The 14,882-nt window shown below is 40.8% G+C and carries 20 protein-coding genes and 1 riboswitch; of the genes, 5 read left to right on the forward strand and 15 right to left on the reverse strand.

The genetic code is table 11. From position 1 onward, the window contains the following. Positions 1–55 precede the first annotated feature (55 nt). A complete protein-coding gene (fumC, locus tag ACQKKO_RS10105; protein WP_498646770.1) occupies positions 56–1,441 on the forward strand; it encodes a class II fumarate hydratase in 1,386 nt (461 codons plus the stop codon). Between the two features lie 31 nt (positions 1,442–1,472). Here fumC and ACQKKO_RS10110 read toward each other — a convergent pair whose 3' ends face one another. Next, complete coding sequence (locus tag ACQKKO_RS10110) at positions 1,473–1,724, reverse strand: helix-turn-helix domain-containing protein (protein ID WP_498646771.1); 252 nt, start codon at positions 1,722–1,724, stop codon at positions 1,473–1,475. 168 nt (positions 1,725–1,892) lie between these two features. Here ACQKKO_RS10110 and ACQKKO_RS10115 point away from each other — a divergent pair, with 168 nt between their 5' ends. Further along, complete coding sequence (locus ACQKKO_RS10115; protein WP_498646772.1) at positions 1,893–2,231, forward strand: helix-turn-helix domain-containing protein; 339 nt, start codon at positions 1,893–1,895, stop codon at positions 2,229–2,231. Here the strand turns inward: ACQKKO_RS10115 and ACQKKO_RS10120 are convergent. Together ACQKKO_RS10120 and ACQKKO_RS10125 are read right to left on the reverse strand one after the other, a co-directional pair. Then, positions 2,228–2,416: a hypothetical protein gene (locus ACQKKO_RS10120; protein ID WP_203086503.1), complete on the reverse strand. Its 189-nt coding sequence runs from the start codon at positions 2,414–2,416 to the stop codon at positions 2,228–2,230. The genes ACQKKO_RS10115 and ACQKKO_RS10120 overlap by 4 nt on opposite strands. Positions 2,417–2,475: 59 nt before the next feature. After that, positions 2,476–3,027 (reverse strand): phosphatidylglycerophosphatase A family protein, encoded by a 552-nt coding sequence (locus ACQKKO_RS10125; RefSeq protein ID WP_203086502.1) that lies wholly within the window; start codon positions 3,025–3,027, stop codon positions 2,476–2,478. 132 nt (positions 3,028–3,159) lie between these two features. Here ACQKKO_RS10125 and ACQKKO_RS10130 point away from each other — a divergent pair, with 132 nt between their 5' ends. The 3 genes from ACQKKO_RS10130 to ACQKKO_RS10140 are packed head-to-tail and all read left to right on the forward strand — an operon-like array spanning position 3,160 to position 4,892. Continuing rightward, on the forward strand, positions 3,160–3,888 hold the full coding sequence (locus tag ACQKKO_RS10130) for an alpha/beta hydrolase (protein ID WP_498646774.1): 729 nt from the start codon (positions 3,160–3,162) through the stop codon (positions 3,886–3,888). Positions 3,889–3,915: 27 nt separating this feature from the next. Next, positions 3,916–4,428, forward strand: coding sequence for a 2'-5' RNA ligase family protein (locus tag ACQKKO_RS10135; protein ID WP_498646776.1), 513 nt, complete (start codon positions 3,916–3,918; stop codon positions 4,426–4,428). A gap of 5 nt (positions 4,429–4,433) precedes the next feature. Then, positions 4,434–4,892 carry a GNAT family N-acetyltransferase gene (locus tag ACQKKO_RS10140; RefSeq protein WP_498646777.1) on the forward strand — a complete coding sequence of 153 codons (459 nt, stop codon included), beginning with the start codon at positions 4,434–4,436 and terminating at the stop codon, positions 4,890–4,892. A 160-nt stretch (positions 4,893–5,052) separates the two neighbouring features. On the opposite strand, the gene ACQKKO_RS10145 is transcribed toward ACQKKO_RS10140, so the two are convergent. The 12 genes from ACQKKO_RS10145 to ACQKKO_RS10200 form a co-directional block, all read right to left on the reverse strand. Then, positions 5,053–6,042, reverse strand: a complete 990-nt coding sequence (locus tag ACQKKO_RS10145; RefSeq protein WP_498646779.1) for an MTH1187 family thiamine-binding protein — start codon at positions 6,040–6,042, stop codon at positions 5,053–5,055. A 31-nt stretch (positions 6,043–6,073) separates the two neighbouring features. Then, on the reverse strand, positions 6,074–6,643 hold the full coding sequence (locus ACQKKO_RS10150; protein WP_498646783.1) for a hypothetical protein: 570 nt from the start codon (positions 6,641–6,643) through the stop codon (positions 6,074–6,076). 84 nt (positions 6,644–6,727) lie between these two features. Continuing rightward, positions 6,728–7,528, reverse strand: coding sequence for a bifunctional hydroxymethylpyrimidine kinase/phosphomethylpyrimidine kinase (gene thiD, locus ACQKKO_RS10155; protein ID WP_498646785.1), 801 nt, complete (start codon positions 7,526–7,528; stop codon positions 6,728–6,730). Between the two features lie 13 nt (positions 7,529–7,541). Beyond that, positions 7,542–8,651: a glycine oxidase ThiO gene (gene thiO / locus ACQKKO_RS10160; protein WP_498646786.1), complete on the reverse strand. Its 1,110-nt coding sequence runs from the start codon at positions 8,649–8,651 to the stop codon at positions 7,542–7,544. 15 nt (positions 8,652–8,666) lie between these two features. Further along, positions 8,667–9,446, reverse strand: a complete 780-nt coding sequence (locus ACQKKO_RS10165; protein ID WP_498646789.1) for a thiazole synthase — start codon at positions 9,444–9,446, stop codon at positions 8,667–8,669. 1 nt (position 9,447) lies between these two features. After that, on the reverse strand, positions 9,448–9,645 hold the full coding sequence (gene thiS, locus ACQKKO_RS10170; protein ID WP_498646791.1) for a sulfur carrier protein ThiS: 198 nt from the start codon (positions 9,643–9,645) through the stop codon (positions 9,448–9,450). Further along, entirely contained in the window at positions 9,642–10,268 is a 627-nt protein-coding gene (thiE, locus tag ACQKKO_RS10175) for a thiamine phosphate synthase (protein WP_498646795.1), read from the reverse strand. The genes thiS and thiE overlap by 4 nt, the downstream gene beginning before the upstream one ends. Positions 10,269–10,333: 65 nt before the next feature. Next, a riboswitch (TPP riboswitch) is annotated at positions 10,334–10,438 on the reverse strand. A 55-nt stretch (positions 10,439–10,493) separates the two neighbouring features. Further along, positions 10,494–11,567, reverse strand: a complete 1,074-nt coding sequence (locus ACQKKO_RS10180) for a YqgU-like beta propeller domain-containing protein (protein ID WP_498646798.1) — start codon at positions 11,565–11,567, stop codon at positions 10,494–10,496. Between the two features lie 130 nt (positions 11,568–11,697). Next, positions 11,698–13,110 carry an aspartate ammonia-lyase gene (gene aspA, locus ACQKKO_RS10185; RefSeq protein ID WP_498646800.1) on the reverse strand — a complete coding sequence of 471 codons (1,413 nt, stop codon included), beginning with the start codon at positions 13,108–13,110 and terminating at the stop codon, positions 11,698–11,700. A 63-nt stretch (positions 13,111–13,173) separates the two neighbouring features. Then, complete coding sequence (locus ACQKKO_RS10190) at positions 13,174–14,151, reverse strand: ROK family glucokinase (protein ID WP_498646802.1); 978 nt, start codon at positions 14,149–14,151, stop codon at positions 13,174–13,176. A gap of 5 nt (positions 14,152–14,156) precedes the next feature. Beyond that, positions 14,157–14,348 (reverse strand): YqgQ family protein, encoded by a 192-nt coding sequence (locus ACQKKO_RS10195; RefSeq protein WP_498646804.1) that lies wholly within the window; start codon positions 14,346–14,348, stop codon positions 14,157–14,159. 17 nt (positions 14,349–14,365) lie between these two features. After that, entirely contained in the window at positions 14,366–14,878 is a 513-nt protein-coding gene (locus ACQKKO_RS10200; protein WP_498646806.1) for a hypothetical protein, read from the reverse strand. Between the last annotated feature and the right edge of the window lie 4 nt (positions 14,879–14,882).

Consider the following 14,882-nt stretch of genomic DNA (forward strand, 5'->3'; position numbering starts at 1 on the left):
TTAATTATCTGTTATGATATGAGTGTTGAAAATAAGTGAAAAAGGGTGAGGCATGTTGCAAACACGAACAGAAAAAGACACGATTGGTGAAATTCAAGTACCTGCAGACCGTTTTTGGGGAGCTCAAACACAACGCAGTTTAGAGAACTTTAAAATCGGTGAAGAGAAAATTCCATTAGAAGTAGTCTACGCCTTTGTTCATCTAAAAAAAGCAGCCGCTATTGTAAACGGTTCATTAAAAGGATTAGAAAAAGAAAAAGTAGACGCCATTACATACGCTGCTGACCAAATCCTTGATGGAAAGCATGATGATCACTTCCCATTAGTCGTTTGGCAAACAGGTAGTGGAACACAGTCCAATATGAATGTGAACGAAGTGATTGCCTACATAGCAAACCAATGGCTGACGGAAAACGGTCACGACCTTAAGGTTCACCCAAATGATGACGTAAACCGTTCTCAAAGTTCAAATGATACATTTCCTACGGCGATGCACGTAGCAACGGTTCTATATGTAGAACAGCATCTTCTGCCAGCAGTAAAAACATTTACAGAAACACTTGCAGAAAAAGAAAAAGCATTTGAGCATGTGATTAAAATTGGTCGCACTCATCTTCAAGATGCAACGCCTTTAACATTCGGTCAAGAAATTAGTGGCTGGAAGCGTATGCTTGAGAAGTGCAAGGTAATGATCGAGCAAAGCACTGATCATGTAAGAGAATTAGCCATTGGCGGTACCGCAGTAGGAACAGGACTTAACGCACCTCCAGAATTCTCTGAGCAAGTATCTGCACAAATTTCTAAACAAACAGGTGCGACGTTTAAATCCGCAGCAAACAAGTTCCACGCGTTAACAAGTCATGATGAGCTTGTCCATCTTCATAGTGCTTTAAAAGCATTGGCTGCAGATGCATTCAAGATCGCCAATGACATTCGTCTGCTAGCAAGTGGCCCGCGTTGCGGTATTGGAGAGGTAATCATCCCTGCAAATGAGCCAGGAAGCTCTATTATGCCAGGTAAGGTGAACCCTACTCAAAGTGAGGCACTTACGATGGTAGCTACTCAAGTATTTGGAAATGATGCATCCGTTGGGTTTGCTGCAAGCCAAGGTCATTTCCAACTGAATGTATTTAAACCTGTTATTATCTTTAACGTACTTCAATCTCTTCGTCTCCTCTCAGACGGTCTACAAAACTTTAATGACAAATGTTTAGTTGGACTTGAGCCTGATGAAGAAAAGATGACTCAGTATTTAAATGAATCACTTATGCTTGTTACGGCCCTCAACCCTCACATTGGGTATGAAAATGCAGCGAAAATCGCTAAACAAGCACACGCTGAGCGTACAACATTAAAAGAAGCAGCAATTAGCTCAGGTTTATTAACGGAAGAAGAATTCGAAGCAGCCGTGCGTCCTGAGAACATGATCCATCCGAAATAAAGGCTTTAACGTACAAAAGACAGGCTGGGAATTAGTTCCCGCCTGTCTTTTGTATGTCTACTTCATCTTGACTCGTCAATTCTTTTCTTCCATACCTTGTTGGCGTAAAAATATCTTCTAAATCTACGTTATACACTTTGGCAATACGCTTTGCCCTTTCAGCACTAATTTGTCGTTTTCCACTTTCAATTTGTGACAAATATCCAGCAGAAATCCCTATTTCCTGAGCAGAAACTTCCAAACTGTATCCAAGGTTTTGTCTAGCTTTTTTTACTAAGCTCATCTCGTTCACACCCTGACCCTCACATCATTGTTATATACCTTACATGATTATAATTCATTTTGCATAATCGTCAATTCATTACGAATAGTAAATTAATAATAATTGGCACTTTGCGTTTTGCAAAGTATAATAAAGTGACACAACAATGAAATGGAGAGATCTTTCCCTATGTTTTCATCTCGCCTTAGAGAACAACGATTAAAGCATAATTTAACGATGAAAGAACTTGGAGTGAGAGTCAATCTAGCCGCTTCAACCATATCAGGCTACGAGAATGGCATTCGAAAGCCCGATATTGGTATTTTGTACTTAATCGCTGATACGTTTGATATTTCTGTTGACTACCTTCTTGGAAGAACAGATATTAGTCAACCGAATCATAAATCGACAATTACCACTGAAAATGAACAAACGTTAGCTGTCAGTTCAGAAGAAATGGAATACTTAAAAGAGAGTTTATTAGTTTTTCAAAAGTATAGACAGCTTGCGTGTAAAAGGAAGCGCTAAATCGTTTCATCATACGTGTAACGAACCACATACTTATTTGATTTGAGTTTCTTGATCTCTACGAGCGGACCTATTTCATAGCCGTTATGCCAATTATCTTCAATCTTTGCTTTTAGACAACCCGCCTGAAATTTTGAATAAAACACTTGTTTATAATAAATCCAGCGAGGCAACTCTGATTTCATCTTCCCAACTTCTCCTTATCTTAATCGAATCGTATGGTAAGCATTTCATTCTTTAACCTTTATCCAATTAAATCTTCTTCTTCTCTTTTTCTAATATCAACTAATCGACGATTTTCTTCTAAATCACGAATGCGATGTGCAAGTCTTGCTGAAGCACTCGCAGCGATACTTGCTACAAGATCATCTAAAAATGTGTTCACATGTTCTTTTCTCTTGTCCAACTCATGTATAATTCCTACCTTTTGTTTATCTAGATAACCGAATGTTGTTACAGCAATACTACCAAAGCCAAAAACAGATCCGAGAGCAATCGTTTCATCCACTCCAAATAGTCCTTCATCTTGTTTCACCATGCTTAATAAAGGTTCACTTAAGAGGCCCTTTTCAGCTAGTTCATCTAATTCAACCCCAACTAATATTGCATGTTGGATCTCTCTTTTTCTGAGAACTGCATCTGTACTTTCAATACATGAAGCCATATCTAAATTTTCAGCATAGGGCTTCTGAAGATCAAAGACAATTTCAGCAATTGCTTCTATTGTCACACCACGATCTATAAGTTTCTGCCTAGCAGCCTTTTCAACCGTTTGACACGGGACTCTTTCTAACATTGTAACCGCCTCCCTTGTATTCTATTCTACCACATGGGCAGAATCATCGCTTTTTAGAGAAGTTATGATAAACTAATGAGTACGATACATTCTGAATAAAGTTATTATTTGATAAAGAAAGGTGATATCATCATGGCCACACTTCATGGAACTTTAGAAGACACGGTGATTCATAGTCAATATCTGGACGACGACGTGCAGCTACTTATCTATTTGCCACCTAACTATACTCCACTCTCTTCTTATGATGTATTAATTTGTCAAGATGGAAAGGACTATTTTCAATTAGGGAGAATTCCTCGTCAAATGGAAAAGCTTATGGCAGAATACGACGTTCGTGAAACGATCATCATCGGTGTGCCTTACCCTAGTGTACCTGAGAGAAGAGAGCGTTACCATCCAGAAGGCAAACGTTCAGAAGCATATCGAAGATTTCTAGCGTTTGAATTACTTCCATACGTAGATGAGCATTACCCTACTCACCCATTGGCATCAGCCCGAACACTCGCCGGTGATTCGCTAGCCGGAACCATTTCTTTACTTACGGCTTTAGAGTATCCAACACTTTTTGGTCAAGTAATGATGCATTCACCATACGTGGATCAACATGTGATTCAGGCAGCTCAAAATCACTCGTATACGAATAGTTTATCAATTTACCATGTGATCGGTTCCGAGGAAACGGTTGTTCAAATGACAAATGGTGAAGAAGCTGATTTTCTTACACCTAATCTAGACTTATCACACATTCTAAAAGAAACTCCTGTGACTTACAGTTTTCGGGTCTTTGAAGGAAATCATACGTGGACCTATTGGCAAAAAGATTTACCAACTGCTTTAAAAACAATGCTTCCCTATTAATATCTAACTTATAGGAGGAATGAAACCATGTATCGTGTGATCCTTTTTCCATCCCCATCTGTACAAGATGAAGCCAATTCGTTTAGAAAAAGATTTGACTCTCAGTATGCGCTTATTCCTCCTCATATAAATCTAACCGGTACATTTGATTGTAAGGAGAATGAACAACAGACATTCATTCAGTCACTTAATCAGCTTGCACTTGATCTATCACCAGTTGTAGTTGAGATCTACAAGGCTGATTCGTTCAGACCACTTTCTCATAAGGTTTTCTTTAAAGTGCGTAAGCATGAGACATTGGATTCCTTATACCAAAAGATTCATCAGCTGATCAACACTCATAAGGAAGATTCTCAAACGTTTGTTCCTCATATTACAATTGCTCAGGATTTACCTGAAGCTGAACATGATGATTTAATTGGTCAACTTCAAATGAATCCTTATACGCATCTTGAAGAGATAACCGAATTTCACCTTATAAAACAGGAAAAAGACGAAAAATGGGAAACCGTAAAGTCGTTTTACTTAAAGGGAGAGTAACACAAATGAACCAACGTACGTGGAACATCCTCACCGTAACGAATGCTTCTGAACGAAATGATGCATTTTCAGTGAGAGAAAAGGTTTTTATCGAAGAGCAAGGCGTATCAAGTGACCTTGAAAAGGATGAGTTAGACGCGACAGCTACTCACTATGTGTTATACGATGAGACGGGCCAACCAGCCGGAGCTGCAAGAACTCGTCATATAGATACGTATGCTAAACTTGAACGAGTATGTATCTCGAAAGAGCTTAGAGGGCAAGGTGCCGGAGTTGCACTAATGAATCATATTGAGCAAGTACTAATGGATCAGCATATACCAACTGCTAAGCTAAATGCTCAGGTACATGCTGTTATTTTTTACGAAAATCTAGGTTACACAATCTGCTCTGAAGAATTTATGGATGCCGGCATTCCACATGTCACCATGAAAAAACAACTAATGAAGTCAGAAAGAGGCTGAGCCAAAACTTAAAATCAACGTGAAAACGGCGAATGATTCGATCGAATCATTCGCCGTTCGGTTTTTCACAAAATGAGCGGAGGGATTCTCCTGCAGCGGATATAGTGCTATGCTGTTGTTTTGCTATCCACATTAATGTTATGACTCTGCCTCATTATCATTAAGATTGTAGCTTACTTTGAACAGAATCTAGCTTACTGGCCATCGTTTGCTTTTTGTCTCTTCGATCATCAATTCGAATGTTTGTAGCAACTCGTTTAATCCCATGTTCAAATGGTACTTCATGAATCGCTTCTAGCACTTTAAAGAGCACAGGAAGCTCCCCTTCAATCAGTGTACTCATGGGGGTTAACTGAAATGTAATCTGCTCTCCAAAGGATTCTAATACTCGTTGTATATTTACCACATAGTCACTCACACTTGGTCCTTCTGTTCCAATTGGTATAATTGTTACGTCAACAATAGCCATCTTTGTTTTTCTCTCCTTTTTGATTCGTCTGATTCGATGTGGAAACTCAATTTCAGCAAGCTGCCTATAGGATGTAATAGCCGCCAGCAAATGATGCCGATCTGGTTCAGTTGTGGTGATCGTTCGTTGCAGGAAAGCTGACACCTTTGTAATATAGCTCTTCGGCCAAGCTTTTATTAACTTTTCCGTAAGTATTGCAGGTATGATACTTGCATACGAAGAAACCATTAATGCTGTTGATCCATTTACTTGTGCTGCAATAAGAAGAAGCGCCCCAAGACAAACGCTTGTAAAATAAACAACCACAATATTTGTAGAACAGCCTCTGTTTACGATCGAAGCTCGATTAATTGCTCTTATTCTTACTTTAGAAATGAGCCCTTTATAGCTGAATACTTTATGTTCAGCCCCATGATATTGGCGAAGGCTTTTAGGAAATAAGAAATGCATGCCAAAAGCAAGGTACAACAACGAATAGACAGGTAATCCGCTTTCGTTTAGAAAGATGGGTGGAATCAAGATGCCTAAGATACATAGAATGGGCAAAATGATAAAACGAGCAGGGATGCCCACAAACAGCTCTTTGGCCATCTTTAAGGTTGTACGCAAAGACACAGGCTCAACCCAACTATGTAGAACTCCTTTACGATGACTAGCACAGGAAACATATTGGCTCGTCATAAAAAACACACCAGATTGAAAGGACATGCCTCTAACGAACATATTGATCTACCTGAATGGTCTCAACCCAATATGGAACGTTTGTTGCTTCTCCAAATGATGGGTCCTCAAATGTGGCATCGTTTTGCTCAAGTGGCGCATGCTGCATCCATGTATGTAGCAATTGTACAGTCAGTTCGTCTAGAGAGACTTCATTTGATTCAAGTTCAATTGAAAGAGTCCCTCTATTCCCGTAGCTTTTATTTTCAACAAGCTCTGTAGGAAACGCGACAATCCAACCATTCTCTACTTCTGTACCTTCTTCCTCTAGCAGGACTCCGTCAGATGCATGAAGCACTACCTTAAGCCCTTTTACGGGTCCAGCCACACCTATGTAGTCATCTCCAAACATGCCATCTACAGGCATAGCAGGCCATTCCCAGGATAATTCAACGGTTGATCCAGACTGAGTCCCCCTCCACTCTATCTCTTCTTGTAACTCTTCATTGGTCCATTCGTTTGCCTCATCTGATTGAAGGAATACATATCCTCCAATGGCCATAACAAGCATTAATACGACAGGTAATAGAAAAACGATCAAATGATTACTCTTCGTTTTCATCTTTTTCCTCCATTGTTGTGATCTCCTCTACGTTACCATGAACAGATAGCTTAGAGAAAGCAACAAGAATAAAAAATCGCCAGTTTACTGGCGATGGCGATACGCTGAATGATTAAGTGGACCAGAACCATGCCCAATCGAAAACCCTTCTCTGATCGCACATGTCACAAATTCTTTCGCCGTGCTTACCGCTTCAATAATTGAATCACCCTTTGCAAGTCCCGCGGCAATGGCAGACGCGAGCGTACACCCTGTTCCATGCGTATGAGGCTGATCAATTCGTTTCATAGGAAAATGGGTAAGTGTATGACCATCATATAAGAGATCAACTGATTCCCCACCTGGCAGATGTCCACCCTTTAATAAAATACTTTTCGCTCCAAAGTTATGCAACTCGTAGATGGCTTTCTCCATCTCCCCAACAGTGTTAATGGAATCCCAGCCAAGCATTTGTGACGCTTCAATTAAGTTTGGTGTAACAACTGTTGCCAAAGGCCATAAACTGTTCTTTAACTCTTCAATTGCTTCGACTTTCGTCAATTCAGAACCAGTTGTTGATCCAAGCACGGGATCAATTACTAAGCTGTGCACGTTGTACTCACTGACATACCTGCTGATGGATTGGATATAGTCAGCCGATACAAGCATTCCTGTTTTGACTGCATCTACTTTAATATCACTAAAAACCGATTCTAATTGATCAGTAAGAACGTGTAGTGAGACCGGATGCACGGCTTGAACACCAACAGTGTTCTGAGCGGTAATTGCCGTGATCACACTTAAACCGTATGTATCCAGTTCTTGCAATGTTTTTAAATCTGCTTGTATGCCGGCTCCACCCCCACTATCAGAACCGGCGATGGTCAATACCTTTGGTAAAGTCATTAAGACACTTCCTTTATGAAAAACGTTCTGGTGTAAAGCGTTCCAATGAAATACTCGGCGTCTGTCTAACAGCTAGATCTGCGACTACTTTTGCTGTCGCAGCACTTAGTAGAATTCCATTCCGATAATGCCCTGCAGAAAAGATAATGCGGCTAGTTTGCTGCAACCGACCTATTAATGGATAGCCGTCCTGAGTTGCTGGTCTCAGACCCGCCCATTGGTGAAACGGTGATTCTTCTTTTAAGAATGGAAGCATCCGGTGATTCCAGTTTGTTAAACGATTAATCCCCTTTTCAGTAACACTTGTAACAAACCCCGCAATGTCTTCTGAGGCACCATTAACAAGTGTTCCATCTGCCTTTGCTACCAAGTAGCCTTGACTAGAGTAGATGATATGTCTGATTCGCTCGGGTGTAAGCTTGTAGGCACATATTTGTCCACGGATTGGATAGATTGGAATGTTCAAAGAAAGTAGCTCTTCAAATTCCTTTGCCCAAGCGCCTGATGAAATGACAAGCTGATCTGCTTCAAACACCTGCCCGTCCTCAGAACGGACTCGCACGCCTGCATCCCATTCATCGAGTGTAAGCCCCTCAAGGTGATTGTAAAGAGCCACACCTGTTCGCTCACATGCTTTCTCTAGTGCCTTCACATAGTCTGGGGCATATACATGACTCTCCTCTGGGTAGTGAATTGCACCTATCACTTCATCGGATAACTCTGGTTCTAGCTTTTTTGTTTGAGATCCGGTTAAAATATGAGCTTCTACTCCAAATTCTTTTTGCCAGCCTTTACGAGTTGATAACGATAATAGGTCGGCTTCATGATACACACAATGCAGACTACCCGATTCTGTAAATTCAAATGTAGATTCAGACGCTGCTTTTACCTCTTGTTGCCACTTTGGAAACATCCTTAAGCTTGCAAGGCAGAGTTTAAAAAAGTCATCCGGATCTTCCCCAATTTCCGAATAGGGCGCAAGCATGCCGGCAGCAGCACCTGATGCTTGACCACCAAACTCCTGAACTTCAAGAACCGATACATCTAATCCTCGCATGCGTAGCTCAAAGGCTGTCGCAAGCCCAATGACGCCTCCACCTAATACAATGATGCGTTCTGCCATAGATTCTCACACTCTCTATTTAACGATATACTCCTCAAATTGACTACTTGCTGTTGCATATGGTTTCTTAGGAATACGACCTGCTTTAAATGACATTCTGCCAGCCTGAATAGCAAGCTTCATCGCCTCTGCCATGCGCACAGGATCTTTGGCACGAGCAACTGGTGTATTCATTAAAACCCCGTCCACACCTAGTTCCATCGCTTGAGTAATATCACTTGCAGACCCAAGCCCTGCATCAACGATAATCGGTACATTTGCCTCTGCGACGATTAATCCAATGTTATAAGGATTGAGGATTCCGAGTCCTGTTCCGATAGGTGAGCCCCCTGGCATAACTGCTGCCGCTCCAGCTTCCTCTAGGTGCTTCGCTAGAATTGGATCATCCGAAGTATACGGGAGTACCGTAAACCCTTCTTTTACAAGAGTTTCTGTTGCTTTTAATGTTTCAATCGGATCTGGTAATAAGGTTTTTTCATTCGCACTAATTTCAACCTTAATCCAGTCACTGATTCCTGAAGCACGGGCAAGCCGTGCGATTCGAATCGCTTCTTCGGCGTTACTAGCACCGGATGTATTCGGTAAATAAGTGAACGAGGATTGATCTAAATGCTGTAAGATCGCATCTTCTTCGGGATTTTCAAGATTCACACGACGAATGGCGAATGTAAGAATCTCGGCTTCAGCCGCTCGAATTGCCTCATTTTGAACAAATGGGTTTGGATATCTACCCGTCCCTAATAGAAATCGAGATGAAAACTCACGACCAGCTATCACAAGTGTGTCTTTTTTCAATTCAACCGCCTCCTACAAAATGAACCAATTCTATTTTCATCCCATCTTCAAGCTGCTTTTCCGCTCGCTCTTCTCTTGAAATAATCGCTCCATCTACTTCCGTCACAACAAGCTCAGGCTCTAGTTTGTATTGATTCACAAGTTCTTCGAGTGTTTGCTGCTTAAAGCTTATGGTTTGCCCATTTACAACAATGGTCATGATGGATCCTCCATCATAGTAATGATCTCCTCACAGCGTGCTTTCACATCATCCGCTTCGACAATTTCAGTAATCATACATACTCGCTTCGCACCTGCAGCCAAGACTTCTTTTAGATTATGGCGTTTAATTCCACCAATCGCGACATAAGGAATCGTGATGTCTGCTTCAATCTGTTGAATATAAGCTGTTGTAACTGGATCAACGACATCTTCTTTGCTGTTTGTCGGGAAAATGGGACCGACACCGATGTAATCAGCTCCACCTTCTTCTGCCTGCTTTGCTTCTTCAATCTGATGAGTCGAAATACCGATTATCATATCAGGACCGACAATTTTTCTGACGTCTGCGAGAGGTAAATCATCCTGTCCAACATGAATCCCATCCGCCTCAACTGCTAACGCAACATCAATGTGATCATTAACGATAAATGGAACATCATACTTTTTCGTAAGCGCACGTAGCTTTTTTGCTTTATTTAAAACGTCTACCTTACTGCTCTTTTTATCTCGAAGCTGAATAATATCTACGCCACCTTGAATCGCTTGTTCCATGACGTCAACAAGATCCTTACCGGGATGAAATTCTTCTCCTGTAATAGCATATAAACGAAACTCTTTCATGTTTAATTCCTCCTATACACAATAAAAAACCGTATCCAACGATGGAATACGGCTAACTCTTACTTGTGCTAATTAGTCGACTTTCCTACGCTGGCATCACCCAGATCAGGTACAAGGGTAAAAGGATTACTCCTAATTCTCAGCCTAATAAGGCACCCCTAGTCTTTATCATGTTCAATTTAATTTAAGTATGACAGAAACCAGACTTCTTGCAAAGGGATAAGCTTAATATAATTGAAAGACAGTACCATCCTCTGTACGAATCAGTTTCTTCTTTACACTTCCTGTGAGAAGCCACTTCCCATCTGATGAAAGCTCAAGCGGTTCTTGTTGGTCGAGCTGACCAAGCTTTTTAAATGAATCCTCCTTTAAATCATACATAAAAAGATCAAAGCCATCCTTATATGATACATAATCTGCTGAGTACCTTGGACTTAAGTAATAAAAGCGATCAAGTAGCCCATCAAATGCATAGGAAGTTATCCACCAATGATCCGAAAACGTATTTAAGATTGGTATCGTTAAGGAACCCAGTTTATGTATGCCATCAGTAAATTCATACATGATCTCATCGGCCTGAAGTTCTTTGTATTTCACTACCATCGAACGATCTTGAAATAAGTTTGAAAAATAAAGTGCAGAACCTACCCCATCCTTCGTTTGATTGGTTGTGAGATTATACTGCTGAAGGGGAGCTTCAACCGAGGGAATCATGCTCCAATTTAAGTAGGTCACTGTATCTTCAGTTACCCACTGGATAAAGTTACTTTGAATTCCCGTTTTTTCAACGTCCATTGCTTCAAGATCAACATGGTAGACCTCTTGTTCCCAGTCTGGCTGAAAGGCAACAGCAATAAATTCTGTTGAATGATAAGGGCTCCAAAAAATTGCATAATCGTCTGCTGAAAGATCCGGATTAATCTCGACGTCTCCAGCTTTGTTTAATATGACGAGTTCTGCCAGGCCTTGTTCATTAAGTGTTTGCAGAGCGAACAATGATTGATCCTTATTTACATCTAAGCGATGAAATTGCTCCGACTCAATACTAGCGTAAAATAATTCATCCTCACCAGTAAAGACATCGTGGGTAAACAAATCAAATGAATTTCCTTCTGATAAAAGGTATACCAGCGTTTGTTCATCATACCAACCAATCACTTCCAATTGGTGATCCCCTATCACGTCAATTGGATAAATTGTATCGATTACGACTGGTGAAATTGAAGACGCTGGGGCTTCATCTGTTTGACAGCCACCTACTACAAGTAGTAATACGATACTAGTACATACCTTTTTCATGAATGGGCCACCTTTTTATCTATCTCTATCCTTATTATGACATGTCTACTTTCTTCCTCTCAACTTCTTTTTAGAAGCAATGTAAAAAAAGCTGAAGAGGACATCTTATCCTCTTCAGCTTATATCGGTATTACATAGAAATAAATCGAGATCCAGCAATACCCGGATTTGTCATTTCTTCCGGATTCAGAATTTCATTTAGTTCTTCTTCTGATAAGATTCCTCGCTCAAGGCAGATCTCGCGAACAGGGCGCCCTGTTTGAATGGCCTCTTTTGCAATTCTAGTTGCCACTTCATACCCCACGTGCGGATTGATGGCTGTTACAATACCGACGCTACCTTCAACAAGACCTAAACATCTCTCAACGTTTGCCGTAATTCCTTCAATCGCATATTCTCTAAAGACACGCATGCCATTGTCAAGAATGGAGAAGGATTGTAATAAATTAAATACTAGTACTGGTTCCATTACATTTAACTCAAGCTGTCCCGCTTCAGAAGCGAGTGAAATAGTATGATCATTTCCAATCACTTGGAATGATAATTGATTAATGACCTCACACATCACTGGATTTACTTTACCCGGCATAATGGATGATCCTGGTTGACGTGGTGGGAGATTAATCTCATTAAATCCAGTTCGCGGACCAGAGCTCATTAAACGAATATCATTTGCCATCTTCGAAAGGTTAATCGCAAGGATTTTTAACGCACTGGAAACCTCCGTATACGCATCAGTATTTTGAGTGGCATCTATTAAATTCTCCGCTTTACAAAATGGATGTCCTGTTACATCAGCTAAATACTTAGAGACCTTATCAATATACTCAGGCAACGCATTTAAACCTGTTCCGACCGCAGTTGCTCCCATATTCACTTCATACAAATGACCTACAGATCGTTTGATACGGCTTAAATCCCTCATGAGTACGCGCTTATATGCACCAAATTCTTGTCCTAATCGAATCGGTACAGCGTCCTGCAGATGAGTTCTTCCCATTTTTAACACAGAATCAAATTCTTTTTCTTTTATTTCCATGGCTCCGATTAAGCGTGATAATGAATCTTGAAGCTGATGAGCTAGGTGCAAACTCGCAATATGAATCGCTGTAGGGAAGGCATCATTTGTTGATTGAGCCATGTTTACATGCGTATTGGGACTCACTTTGATGTACTCGCCTTTCTCCCCACCCATAATTTCGATCGCACGGTTTGCAATCACTTCATTTGCATTCATGTTAAACGAAGTACCTGCCCCACCCTGAATGGAATCAACAATGAATTGATCCACCCATTGTCCATTAATGATCTCATCTGATGCTTGGATGATCGCTTCAGCAATCTTCGGTTGAAGAACACCAACATCACGGTTCGCCATAGCCGCTGCTTTTTTCACGTAACCAAATGCGCGAATGAGTTCAGGATGTGGTGGATAGCCTGTAATCGGAAAATTCTCTTTTGCTCTCATAGATTGAATTCCGTAGTAGGCATGCTTTGGAACTTCTTTTTCACCTAATAAATCACGTTCAATACGATACTCCATATTTGTATAAATCTCCTTTAATTTGCGATAACCTTCTTAACATAATCTATGTGTAACACGCTTTTATGCTTTCCGCTTTGCCTCTTTGGCGATCCAAGCAGCCCCAACAATTCCAGCATCATTGCCAAGTTCAGCAATCTTAATATCGGCAGCTTCCTTTACTCGTTTGAGGACAAACTTCGAGTATGTATCGTTTAACGGATTAAGTAACGTTTGTCCACCTTTTGAAACACCGCCGCCGATCACGATACGACTTGGATTTAAAGTATTTGCTAAATTCGCGATAGCGAACCCTAAATAATACATACTTTTTTCGACAACGGCAGTAGCACAAGGATCTCCTGCCTCAGCTTGAACAATCACTTCGCGCGCCGTTAGTGTCCCCTTTTGCTCAAATGAGCGAAGCGCGCTTTCAGGATACTCTGGTAGGAACTCTAATGCAAGCTGTACAATCCCCGTCGCTGACGATACCGTTTCTAAGCAACCTGTTTTCCCACAGTTGCACGATCTGCCTCCTTCAGGAATCGATGTAATATGACCTAATTCTCCAGCCATTCCATTCGCTCCATGTAGAATTTGACCATTTGAAATAACTCCTCCACCAACACCTGTTCCAAGTGTAATGAAAAGGACATCCTGAGCCCCATCTCCGGCCCCTTGCCACATCTCACCTAAAGCGGCCAAATTTGCATCGTTATCAACAGATACTGGAATGCCAAGCTGACTCTCTAGCTCATCTTTTAGTGCAAAGTCTTTCCAGCCTATGTTAATCGCTTCATAGACAAAGCCTGTTTCCATTTCTAGAAATCCAGGTGCGCCTACACCAACTGCACCTAATTGATCGATGGTTTTGCCAAGTGTTTGAAGCTTCTCTTGAATGGATTTGCTAATGTCCTGTACAACCATTGCTCCACCCTGCTCTGTATTCGTAGGGATCTCCCATTTTTCTAGAATGGTTCCTTCTTCAGTTATAAAAGAAAGCTTTACTGTTGTTCCTCCAATATCAATCCCCGCTAACCATTGTTCAGTATTCATGTGCATCCCCCTTAGTTTAGCTTGTTTCTTTCTGTCATAATTATGGCCATGGCCTGGCTAAATTCTTGAGTTGAAAACAATCCAGATGATTTGAGAGTCTTCACTTCTTCTATTAATAAAGTAAGGTCTAGCTCTCGGTCACCTGTATATATAAATGTTCCATATGTTTTCATCTGCTGTAATAAATCGTAATACGTGTTCATAAGCCACCTCTATTTTATTATAACAGCTTAAAGACTGTCACGAATAGTAACCAGATTAGAGGGACAAAGGAAATATAGGCGAATCTCCATAATTTTTGGCGAATGTGTTGCTGAACAATCAGACCCACCGTCATGGAACAGAGAAAAAAGAATGCCATCAACAAAGTAAAGAAGGTTTTGTACCCTATCACGCCCCATTGAAACCCAATTAAGCAAAACAACATTCCGAGTAACAGCACGATTACTTTGTCATTAGGAGGGAAAAATCCATAAATCGGATGAAAGCGTGTAATGATGGAAATGACAACAAGGATACAGCAAATAGCTAAAAAGAAATCAATAAAACCAAAGCTGAATACGGGTGGTAGAATGGCTCCGACAAACATGCCTACATACGTACAAACAAAAAAGATTCCAGTTAATAAAAACAACTGTACAAAGGGTGGAAGGACTCTTGGACCCGCAAGTAAGCCTCCAACCGCAAAGCCAATTGAGAAGACAAATAAACTTATGGTAAAAAAGATGAACATCGCA

The sequence above is a fragment of the Alkalihalobacillus sp. NPDC127517 genome (genome assembly GCF_050276055.1).
Lineage (GTDB): Bacteria > Bacillota > Bacilli > Bacillales > Bacillaceae_D > Alkalicoccobacillus.

Coding starts and splice junctions, on each gene's coding strand:
- ACQKKO_RS10110 (WP_498646771.1), bottom strand. CDS start 1,724: ATGAGCTTAGTAAAAAAAGCTAGACAAAACCTTGGATACAGTTTGGAA.
- ACQKKO_RS10115 (WP_498646772.1), top strand. CDS start 1,893: ATGTTTTCATCTCGCCTTAGAGAACAACGATTAAAGCATAATTTAACG.
- ACQKKO_RS10120 (WP_203086503.1), bottom strand. CDS start 2,416: ATGAAATCAGAGTTGCCTCGCTGGATTTATTATAAACAAGTGTTTTAT.
- ACQKKO_RS10125 (WP_203086502.1), bottom strand. CDS start 3,027: ATGTTAGAAAGAGTCCCGTGTCAAACGGTTGAAAAGGCTGCTAGGCAG.
- ACQKKO_RS10130 (WP_498646774.1), top strand. CDS start 3,160: ATGGCCACACTTCATGGAACTTTAGAAGACACGGTGATTCATAGTCAA.
- ACQKKO_RS10135 (WP_498646776.1), top strand. CDS start 3,916: ATGTATCGTGTGATCCTTTTTCCATCCCCATCTGTACAAGATGAAGCC.
- ACQKKO_RS10140 (WP_498646777.1), top strand. CDS start 4,434: ATGAACCAACGTACGTGGAACATCCTCACCGTAACGAATGCTTCTGAA.
- ACQKKO_RS10145 (WP_498646779.1), bottom strand. CDS start 6,042: ATGACGAGCCAATATGTTTCCTGTGCTAGTCATCGTAAAGGAGTTCTA.
- ACQKKO_RS10150 (WP_498646783.1), bottom strand. CDS start 6,643: ATGAAAACGAAGAGTAATCATTTGATCGTTTTTCTATTACCTGTCGTA.
- thiD (WP_498646785.1), bottom strand. CDS start 7,528: ATGACTTTACCAAAGGTATTGACCATCGCCGGTTCTGATAGTGGGGGT.
- thiO (WP_498646786.1), bottom strand. CDS start 8,651: ATGGCAGAACGCATCATTGTATTAGGTGGAGGCGTCATTGGGCTTGCG.
- thiS (WP_498646791.1), bottom strand. CDS start 9,645: ATGACCATTGTTGTAAATGGGCAAACCATAAGCTTTAAGCAGCAAACA.
- thiE (WP_498646795.1), bottom strand. CDS start 10,268: ATGAAAGAGTTTCGTTTATATGCTATTACAGGAGAAGAATTTCATCCC.
- ACQKKO_RS10180 (WP_498646798.1), bottom strand. CDS start 11,567: ATGAAAAAGGTATGTACTAGTATCGTATTACTACTTGTAGTAGGTGGC.
- aspA (WP_498646800.1), bottom strand. CDS start 13,110: ATGGAGTATCGTATTGAACGTGATTTATTAGGTGAAAAAGAAGTTCCA.
- ACQKKO_RS10190 (WP_498646802.1), bottom strand. CDS start 14,151: ATGCACATGAATACTGAACAATGGTTAGCGGGGATTGATATTGGAGGA.
- ACQKKO_RS10195 (WP_498646804.1), bottom strand. CDS start 14,348: ATGAACACGTATTACGATTTATTACAGCAGATGAAAACATATGGAACA.
- ACQKKO_RS10200 (WP_498646806.1), bottom strand. CDS start 14,878: ATGTTCATCTTTTTTACCATAAGTTTATTTGTCTTCTCAATTGGCTTT.